Source organism: Streptomyces marokkonensis, assembly GCF_039539045.1.
GTDB lineage: Bacteria > Actinomycetota > Actinomycetes > Streptomycetales > Streptomycetaceae > Streptomyces > Streptomyces marokkonensis.
In genome coordinates, this window is sequence record NZ_BAABCQ010000235.1 from 1 (window position 1) to 9,192 (window position 9,192).

The window sequence follows — 9,192 nt, forward strand, 5'->3', positions numbered from 1 at the left end:
CTTCCCTGCGATCACGCAGGCAGTCGTTCCACACCACCCGCGCGCACCCGAACGCGCTCGCCAGCGCACGGCGCTGGGTGGCGTCCGGGTAGGCCCGGTAGTTGTAGCGGAGCTGCATGACCGAGACCCTACGACACAACAGTCACACAAAGAGGCTACATAACTACAGTGCGTGGTCCCCGTCTCGAAGCCGGTCAACAGCCTCAAGGGCGTCTCCGCTCGTCGGATACGGCTGGGGGCACCTCCCGGCCGGAGGCTGGAGGAGAGTTCACCGGTCGGATCGACCGCGCCATCACGCACGGGCACCTGTGATCGCCCTCGTATTTCTCCGCAACGTGTGGCGGGGCACCATTGGCGATCGTCCGCCAGTACATCGAGCAGCAGCAACGACCGCCCCAAGGTGCGCGTCAGAGCAGTCCTGAGATGCATTCATCCCCGGCGTGAACGCCGGGGCCTTCTACAAGGAACCCGGTAACTGGTGCTCCCACTGGTGGCGTCGGCGAAGACGGCCCACAGCGAGCCGTCCGCCTCGACGCCCACCTGGAGCGTGCGGCGGCGCCCGTCCAGGGTGAAGGCCAGCTCACCGCCGAGACCGAGCCCGCGTTCCCGCCCGTCCGCGTTGGACACCCGCACGCTGCGCGGCCCGGTGTCGTACGGCGTGAAGCGCCCCGGCACCGACCAGCGCGGATCGTGGGGCGTGGCCGCGATGCCGGAACGCCCGGCGCGTCCCGGCGACCGGGTCGAAGTCGCGCACGCCCCAGGCGCCCTCGCGCAGCAGGACGACGATCCGCCGCTCGCCACAGGCCACCCGGGCCGCGCTCGCCGGTCCCGGGTCTGCCGTGAGCCGTACCTCGCCGTCGAGGGGCCGTCCGTCCACGGTGAGCCGGTTCGCCCCGGTGGCCGTCAGCAGCACCGCGTCGCCGGCCGCCGTCCAGCTCCCGGGGACGTCCGGAAGCTGCCCGTCCGGGTAGTCCTCCAGCCAGTACGTGCCGGTCAGGGCGAGCGGCCCGTAGGGCGCCGACACCGTCGCGACACGCCGCTCGTGCCACCGCTTCCACTCGTCGGATGCGTCCGTCGTCATGGGGCAACCCTATGCGGGCAACCCTCGCATGCCGGACACCTCAGCAGCTGCAGTCGCAGCCGCAGCCGTCGCAGCAGCCGTCCTCGCCCCCGCAGTTGCCGCAGCACTCGCAGCAACTGCAGCAGTCGCCGCAGCCGCCGCAGTCGCAGTTGGCGCAGGTCCCTTCCTTGCGCTCCCCGCTCCAGGGATCGTGGTAGGTGCCGCAGCACATCTGGCACGTGCAGGCCAGCCCCAGCCACACGGCGCACCCCGCGAGCAGCCCCCGCCGGTCGCGACGGGGCGGCTCCGGGGGCATCGGCGCACCGGGGCCGCCCGGAGCGCCCGGGGTGCCGGGTGGTGCGTAGGGGTGACTGCCGTGAGCACAGGAGGCGGTGCCGAACGCGCGGTCGACGGAGTTCCCCAGCTCGTGCACGAGCAGCCGGTGCACCAGCCGGCCGTCCCCGAACTCGGCCTCGCGCAGTGCGAGCCGCACCCCGTGCACGGCGCCGTCCGCCAGCCGCCGGGCCTCCGCGAGCGAGGTCCCCGTGGCGGTGAGCGGGTTCCAGGCGTCCGACGCGGCGTCAGCCTCCTGGTCCTCCACGGCGTCCAGGAGGTGGGCGAGCCGGCCGAAGAGGCGCCCGGCCTCGGCGAGCGGCTCGGCGTTGTCCGGCCGCCCGGCGAGGTGCGCGGTGTGCGCGAACGCGGCGGCGGTCGCGGTCTCGGTCGGCTCGGTGACCGCGAGCAGGGGCGTGCCGGGCCCGGCGAGCGCCTCGATGCCGCCCTGCCGGTCCACGGCGTCGACCAGTACGGCGGTGTCGAACCCGACCGCGCCACCGCCGCGGGCGCCGGCGGCGTCCCAGCCCGTGGCGATCCGGCGGGCGGCGAGGGCCACCGGCCGGCGGGCCAGCATCCCGTCCCCGTCGGCGACGTGGTCGCGCACCTTGGCCGAGGCCAGCACCAGGGAGACGGCCGCCGCGAGTCTGGCGCCCTCACCGTGCGCGACGGAGGCGGTGCGCATGCCGCGCAGTGGGCACGGCCCGGCCTTGCGCCGCCCGGCACCCGTGCCACCACGGGCGGCCTGAGCCTCCGTCAAAACCGATATGAGCAGCCCGTCATAGTTCGTCACGATCCGAGCGAACTGTCCGTGATCCTTGCGCAGCGCGAGGCACAACCCGCACAAATGCGCCATCCACTGGCTCGTGAGGCTCTCTCCGAGCCGGTGCCTACATGGCCTGACGATTCCGAACACGACATTCCCCCGTGTCTCGTACGACGCTGAGCTGCGGCATCGTATCGATCGTCGCGTTCACCCGTACGCACCCTCCCTCACCCGTCCGCCGGGAAGAATCATATTTCACTCACAGTCAGCATCCGTTTGGGAAACAACCCTTGGGACACAAGGACTCTCGACGGATTCGCTGTGCACCAGTACCGTCACAAACCCCCCGGGCGGCGTCCATCCACTTGGCGCGACGTCCGCATCATGGATGACCATAGGGATGCGGAAGCACGAAAGACCGCTGTGAGAGGAGGCGTCCATGGGATCGGTACGCAAGGCGAGTGCGTGGCTCGGCCTCGTCGACGACAACGATGACGAGCGTTACTACGACGACGACTACACCGAGGGCCCCGAGTCCCAGTCCCAGGACGCCTGGGTCACGGACCCGCGGGTGAAGGTGGCCACGGACGTGGCCGAGGAGAAGGGCCGCCGCATCGCCACGGTCACCCCGGACAGCTTCCGGGACGCACGGGCCATCGGCGAACTGTTCCGGGACGGCGTCCCGGTCATCGTGAACCTGACGGCCATGGAGGGGTCCGACGCCAAGCGCGTGGTCGACTTCGCGGCCGGGCTGATCTTCGGCCTGCGCGGTTCGATCGAGCGGGTGTCCACCCGGGTGTTCCTGCTGAGCCCGGCCGACACCCAGGTCATCAGCGGCGAGCCGGCCGCGCACCGTTCCGACGGTTTCTTCAACCAGAGCTGAGGCGGGGCCGCACACCACGGCCCCGCCCCCGCCGGCCCACCGGGTCCGCCGCCGGAGTCCTACCGGAAGGCGTCGAGTCCGGTGAGGGCCTTGCCCAGCACCAGCTGGTGCATCTCGACGGTGCCCTCGTAGGTGAGCACCGATTCCAGGTTCGTCGCGTGCCGCATCACGGGGTATTCGAGGGAGATCCCGTTGGCGCCGAGGATCGTACGGGCCGTACGGCAGATGTCGATGGCCTCGCGCACGTTGTTGAGCTTGCCGAAGCTGACCTGCTCGGGACGCAGGCGGCCGGCGTCCATGCGCCGCCCGAGGTGGTGGGCGAGCAGGATCCCCTTGTGCAGTTCGACCGCCATGTCGGCGAGCTTGGCCTGGGTGAGCTGGAAGGCGCCGATGGGCCGCCCGAACTGCTCCCGCGTCTTCGCGTATTGAACGGCCGACTCGAAGGAGCTGCGGGCCGCGCCCATCGCCCCCCAGACGATGCCGTAGCGGGCGTGGGAGAGGCAGCTGAGCGGTCCACGCAGACCCGTGACCTCGGGCAGTACGGCGTCGGCGGGCAGCCGTACGTCGTCGAGGACGAGCTCGCTGGTGACGCTGGCCCGCAGCGACCACTTGTGCTTGATCTCGGGTGCGGAGAAGCCGGGGCTGTCGGTCGGGACGAGGAACCCTCGGATCCCGTCGTCGGTCTGCGCCCAGACGACGGCGACGCCGGCCACCGACCCGTTGGTGATCCACATCTTGCGCCCGTTGAGCACCCAGTCGCCGCCTTCGCGCTTGGCGTGGGTGCGCATGTTGGCGGGGTCGGAACCGTGGTCGGGCTCGGTCAGCCCGAAGCAGCCGATGACCTCGCCGGCGGCCATGCGCGGCAGCCAGGCCCGCTTCTGCTCCTCTCCGCCGAAGCGGTGGACGGCGTACATGGCGAGGGAGCCCTGCACCGAGACCAGGGAGCGGATGCCGGAGTCGGCCGCCTCCAGCTCCAGGCAGGCCAGTCCGTACTGCACGGCACTCGCGCCCGCGCAGCCGTAGCCCTGGAGCGACATGCCCAGTGCGCCGATGCCACCGAGCTCGCGGGCCAGCTCCCGGATGCCGGGCAGCTCGCCCTTCTCGTACCAGTCCGCGACGTACGGCAGCACGCGGTCGGCGGCCCAGTCCCGCACGGTGTCCCGGACTGCCAGGTCCTCGGGCTCCAGAAGGTCGTCGATGCCGAGCGGGTCGGCGGGGTCGAACGCGGGCGGCTTGGGGGACGAGACCATGGAACACCCTCCGGGACTGTGAAAACTAGCACTGCTAGTTACGGTTCTTCTGCCGACGTTACGGTGCCCCGTCCCGGACGTCCACCATGCGAGACCCCGGCGGTCACACCGACACGCGTGACTCCGCCGCGTCCCGGGGCCCCGGCACGGAAACCGCCTCGCACCGCATCCCCCGCGGCAACCGCAGGGCCATCACCGCCCCCAGCGACAACAACCCCGCGCTCACCACGAGCGTCGCATGCAGCCCGTGCACGAACGCGTCGGCCGCCGCCCGCCGCAGAGCGGCCCCCGCGGGCCCCCCGAGCTGCCCGGCGACCTCGTAGGCCTCCCCCAGTGAATGCCCCGCCGACGCCGACGCCGACGCCGGCACCCCGGGCACGCCCCCTGCCAGCCCGGGCGCGTACGCCGCGTTCATCACGCTGCCCAGCAGGGCGATCCCGATTCCGGCGCCCAGCTGGTACGAGGTCTCCCCGATCGCCGCCGCCCCGCCGGCCTGTTCCTGCGGCGCCTCGCTCAGCATCGACTCGTACGCCCCGAACAGCGTCGTCTCCAGTCCGAAGCCGAGCAGCACGAACCCGGACACCAGCAGCGCGCTGTTGTCCGCCCGGCCCATCCCGGTCAGCAGCAGCACCGCCACGGCCGTCAGGCAGAACCCGGCGCACACCATCCGGCGTGGCCCGAACCGCCGCAGCATCCGTGCGCCCGCCAGCCCCGCCGCCATCGCGGCGAAGGTCAGCGGCAGCAGCCGCAGCCCGGTCTGGAGCGGGGACAGCCCGAGCACCAGCTGCAGGTACTGCGCCGCGACCAGCTCCAGACCCACCAGTGCCAGCATCGCCAGCACGATGCACCCCACCGACGTGCTGAACGCCGGCCGCCGGAACATCTCCAGGTCCACCAGCGGATGCGTACGCCGCCGCTGCCGTCGCACGAAGGCGGCCAGCAGGGCCGCGCCCACCACCAGCGGCAGCACGGTCAGCACGCTCGCCACCGGCTCGCCACCGCCCAGCCGCTTCACACCCAGGACGACCCCGAACAGGCCACCCGCCGCCATCAGCGCGCCGACCACGTCCCAGGGCCCGCGGTCGTCGCCCTTCGACTCGGGCAGCAGCAGCCGGCCCACCGGCAGGCTGACCAGCATCAGCGGGATGTTGACGAGGAAGACCGAGCCCCACCAGAAGTGCTCCAGCAGGAAGCCGCCGAGCAGGGGCCCGACCGCCGCGCCGACCGCGGCCACGGCGCTCCAGACGCCGATGGCCAACGCCCGCTCCCGCCGGTCGGGGAAGACCTGGCGCAGGATCGACAGCGTCGCCGGCATGATCATCGCGCCGCCGACGCCGAGCAGCGCACGGGCCATGATCAGGACCTGGGCGCTGCCGGCGAGGGCCGCCAGCACGGACGCGACGCCGAAGAGCGCGTAGCCGAGCAGCAGGATCCGTCTGCGGCCCACCCGGTCGCCCAGCGTGCCGAACAGGATCAGCAGCGAGGCGCAGACGAGCGGGTAGACGTCGACGATCCAGAGCAGTTCGATCGCGCCGGGCCGCAGATCCTCGGTGACGGCGGGGACCGCCACGTGCAGGACGGTCGCGTCGACGGCGACGAGCAGCAGGCTGACGCAGAGGACGAACAGGACCACCCAGCGGTTGGCACCGGCCCCGGCCGCCCGGCGGCGCAGCGCGGCGGCGGCCGTGGTCGTCCCGGACATGTACGTACCTCCAAGGAAGTTCCCTCGCGTCCGGCGGGCCACGCGGGGTGGGGACTCCCCTGCGGCTCGGCCGGAGAGGAGCGGGGTCTCCGGGCCGGGCAACGGAACGCGAGTGGCTCGCCAGAGTACGCGAGACCTCCCCTCGCGCACGTGGCGGGCCTCACACATCCCGCGTCACCTGTGTGGCATGCGCCACCGCGGCCACGGCACCCCCGCCCCGGCCGGCCGGTCAGCGCCGCCCCCAGCGGATAATCGAGCCCGTGACCGATCTTGAAACGCGCACGACGGGCCGCCCCGGGGCCCTGCGCCGGGCCGCCCCGGCGCTCCTCGGCTACGCGGCCGTACGCGCCCTGGGCCTGCTCGCCCTGGCCCTGTGGAGCGCCGCGCGCGACAAGAGCGCGTACACGCTGCTGACGGCCCGCTGGGACTCCCTCTGGTACACCAGGGTCGCCGAACTGGGCTACGGCTACGAGGTGCGCCTGCCGAACGGCGACGTCCACTCCAACCTTGCCTTCTTCCCGCTGCTGCCCTGGCTGGAGCGGCTCGGCGCGGCGACGGGCCTGTCGTACGCCGACGCCGGGTTCGTCGTGAGTCTGCTCGCCTCGCTCGCCGCGGCCTGGGGGATCTTCGCGGTGACCGAGCACCTGTACGGCCGGAATGAGAAAGGCGCGCAGCGCGGCCTTGGAAGGGTGGTGGCGGGAGACGGGCGGGCCGGGGTCTGCGCGGTGCTGCTGTGGGCCGTGCTGCCGGTCGGGATCGTGCAGTCGATGGCGTACAGCGAGTCACTGTTCACGGCGCTCGCCGCCTGGTCGCTGTACGCGGTGCTGACCGGGCGCTGGGTGACGGCGGGAGTGCTGGCCGCGCTCGCCGGGCTGACCCGTCCGGTGGGGCTCGCGGTGGCGGCGGCGGTGTGGGTGACCGCGATCGTGGCATTCGTGCGAACCCGGAGCGAGGCCGTCACGGACGGCGCCCACGGCACTCCGCGCGCCCCTGGTGAGGGCGCGCGGAGTGTGTTCGGCATGCTCCTCGCGCCCCTGGGCGCCGCCGGGTACGTGCTCTGGGTCGGGCACCGCACCGGCGAGGGCCCCCTCGGCTATCTCGACGTCCAGGCCGGCTGGCGCAACGGCTTCGACGGCGGCGTGGCCTTCGCCCGTTTCGTCGCCGACAAGTTCACGTCGTTCCCGTCGGCGCCGGCGGGCGTCGGACTGATCGCCGGGGTCGCCCTGCTCGTGTGGCTGTACGTCGTCTGCGTACGGCAGCGCCAGCCGCTCGCGCTGCTGGTGTACTCGGGGATCGTCGCCGTCCTCGCCCTGTGCGCGTCGAGCTACTTCGGTTCGAAGCCCCGGCTGCTGCTGCCCGCCTTCCCGCTGCTGCTGCCCCTCGCCCTGGCCCTGGCCCGGCTGCGAACCTCCGGGTCGGCACTGATCGTCGGCGGTGTCGCGGTGGCGTCGGCGGTGTACGGGGCGTTCTGGCTGAACGGCTCCGGCCCGCCCTGACCGGCTCCGGCCGGCCCCGACCGGGCCGGGGCGCCCGATGGCCGCCGGGAGAATTCCGTACCAGCATTCGGTGAACGAATTCATAAGCACGATAAGCCACCGACCGGACCGATCAAAGGAATTGAAGTCCGCGGTGGGACCGGATTACGGATTCCTGGGAAATGAACCACCACCTGAGAGGAATCCCACATCACATCGTCATCACAAAGCCGTTGATTCGGCCGGGATCACTCCTCACTCGCTGTAACGTCGATTGTGTGCGTACCGAACGGAACCTCACCCGTCTGGACCGGGTGTTCGCGAGACTCGACCGGGAGCCGGAACGACCGGCTCACCTAGATGTGCCGGAGATGAGCCGGCACAGGATTGCGCTGTTCTCGGGAACCCTCGCGTTCTACGTCGCGATCGTGTGGGCCGTGCTGATCACTTCGTGGCTGGTCCGGCTCGACTGGCAGGTCATGTTCTTCCGGCCCTACCAGCAGTGGCCGGAGCTCCACGCGTTCGTCGACTACTACGTGGTGCTCGGCCAGCGTGGCCCCACCGCGGTGATGGTCGCGGCCTGGCTCGGCTGGCGCTCCTGGCGGCAGCACACGTTGCGGCCCCTGCTCGCGCTCGGCGTCTCCCTGCTCCTGCTGAACGTCACGGTCGGTGCCGCCAAGTACGGCATGGGCCGGCTGGGACCGCACTACGCAACCACGATCGGCGCGAACGAGATGTGGCTCGGCGGCGATATATTTCCGAGCGGTCACACCGCGAACGCCGTCGTGACCTGGGGCATCCTGGCCTATCTGGCCTCGACGCCCAGGGCGCGACGCTGGCTGTCGGCTCTGTCGGCGGTCACCTCGCTCGGCGTGGGCCTGTCCACCGTCTACATCGGTACGCACTGGCTCAGCGACGTGCTCCTCGGCTGGGTGGCGGGGCTGCTGATCCTGCTGGCGCTGCCGTGGTTCGAGCCGCTGATCACCCGGGCCGAGGCCTGGATCCTCGGCCTGCGCGACCGCTGGTTCGCCCGCCGCGGACGTACGAGGGCGGCGAAGCAGCCGGTCAGCACGCCCGTGGTCCTCACGCCGCCCGACTCCGACCGGGAGGAGTCCCCGGTCCGCGAACCGGTCGCCGCCCCACGCACCCGGGCCTCGGCATACCTGGCTCCGGGGCCGCACACGGCCCGCTCGGACCGTACGCCGGTGACCCCGGCCGGCAGCCGACGGCCGCCGCACGCCGACCGCCACCCGCGAGGCGCGGCCCCGGCCGCACGCCCCCTGTCGGGCGGCTGACCTTTCGGACCACGGCGCGGGGGCCGGTACGCACAGCCTCTCCCCCGCGGGTCAGCCCTTCCAGGCCCGGGTCACACGGCCGTCCTTCACCTCGAAGTTGAGGCGGCCCACGCGGTACTCCATGGTGATGACCGTGCCCGGCGCCAGTGACCGCACCGTCGGCCATCCCCGCTCCCGCGCGAGCCGTTCGGCCGCGTCGGACGCGAGGCCGACGTACGTGTCCGGACTGTCCTGGGGTTCGGCCGGGGGTGTCGGAATCGGTGCCATGCCGCCACGCTATGCCCTGCTCCACGGCCGGGGAAGTCCAGGCCGGTAACCCGGGCGCCCGAGGCACCTACGGTCACACTTCTGTCACAGGTCACGGTCCGTGTTCCGGTCGAACTCCGTCACTCGGACGGACGGATTCGTACGCCTTACGCGGGCCCGAG

At 72.1% G+C, this 9,192-nt stretch carries 8 protein-coding genes and 1 pseudogene; 3 read left to right on the forward strand and 6 right to left on the reverse strand.

Annotated features, from left to right (window positions below; genetic code table 11):
- The 3 genes and pseudogenes from ABEA26_RS33340 to ABEA26_RS33355 form a co-directional block, all read right to left on the reverse strand.
- Positions 1–118: helix-turn-helix domain-containing protein (locus ABEA26_RS33340; RefSeq protein WP_345597454.1), on the reverse strand; the 118-nt coding region annotated here is incomplete at its 3' end.
- Positions 119–450: 332 nt separating this feature from the next.
- Positions 451–1,081 (reverse strand): annotated as a pseudogene (locus ABEA26_RS33350) (DUF1684 domain-containing protein); the annotation flags it as partial.
- Between the two features lie 40 nt (positions 1,082–1,121).
- Positions 1,122–2,309, reverse strand: coding sequence for a DUF5685 family protein (locus ABEA26_RS33355; RefSeq protein ID WP_345597443.1), 1,188 nt, complete (start codon positions 2,307–2,309; stop codon positions 1,122–1,124).
- A 289-nt stretch (positions 2,310–2,598) separates the two neighbouring features.
- Between ABEA26_RS33355 and ABEA26_RS33360 the strand changes: the two genes are divergently transcribed.
- A complete protein-coding gene (locus tag ABEA26_RS33360; protein WP_345597444.1) occupies positions 2,599–3,042 on the forward strand; it encodes a cell division protein SepF in 444 nt (147 codons plus the stop codon).
- Positions 3,043–3,101: 59 nt separating this feature from the next.
- Here ABEA26_RS33360 and ABEA26_RS33365 read toward each other — a convergent pair whose 3' ends face one another.
- Together ABEA26_RS33365 and ABEA26_RS33370 are read right to left on the reverse strand one after the other, a co-directional pair.
- Entirely contained in the window at positions 3,102–4,292 is a 1,191-nt protein-coding gene (locus ABEA26_RS33365) for an acyl-CoA dehydrogenase family protein (protein WP_345597445.1), read from the reverse strand.
- A gap of 103 nt (positions 4,293–4,395) precedes the next feature.
- Complete coding sequence (locus ABEA26_RS33370; RefSeq protein WP_345597446.1) at positions 4,396–5,994, reverse strand: MFS transporter; 1,599 nt, start codon at positions 5,992–5,994, stop codon at positions 4,396–4,398.
- A gap of 260 nt (positions 5,995–6,254) precedes the next feature.
- Here ABEA26_RS33370 and ABEA26_RS33375 point away from each other — a divergent pair, with 260 nt between their 5' ends.
- The gene (locus tag ABEA26_RS33375; RefSeq protein WP_345597448.1) at positions 6,255–7,490 is read left to right on the forward strand and encodes a mannosyltransferase family protein; all 1,236 of its coding nucleotides are present in this window, start codon (positions 6,255–6,257) and stop codon (positions 7,488–7,490) included.
- Positions 7,491–7,747: 257 nt separating this feature from the next.
- Positions 7,748–8,764 (forward strand): phosphatase PAP2 family protein, encoded by a 1,017-nt coding sequence (locus ABEA26_RS33380; RefSeq protein ID WP_345597450.1) that lies wholly within the window; start codon positions 7,748–7,750, stop codon positions 8,762–8,764.
- Positions 8,765–8,815: 51 nt separating this feature from the next.
- On the opposite strand, the gene ABEA26_RS33385 is transcribed toward ABEA26_RS33380, so the two are convergent.
- A complete protein-coding gene (locus ABEA26_RS33385) occupies positions 8,816–9,031 on the reverse strand; it encodes an I78 family peptidase inhibitor (protein WP_345597452.1) in 216 nt (71 codons plus the stop codon).
- Positions 9,032–9,192: the final 161 nt, after the last annotated feature.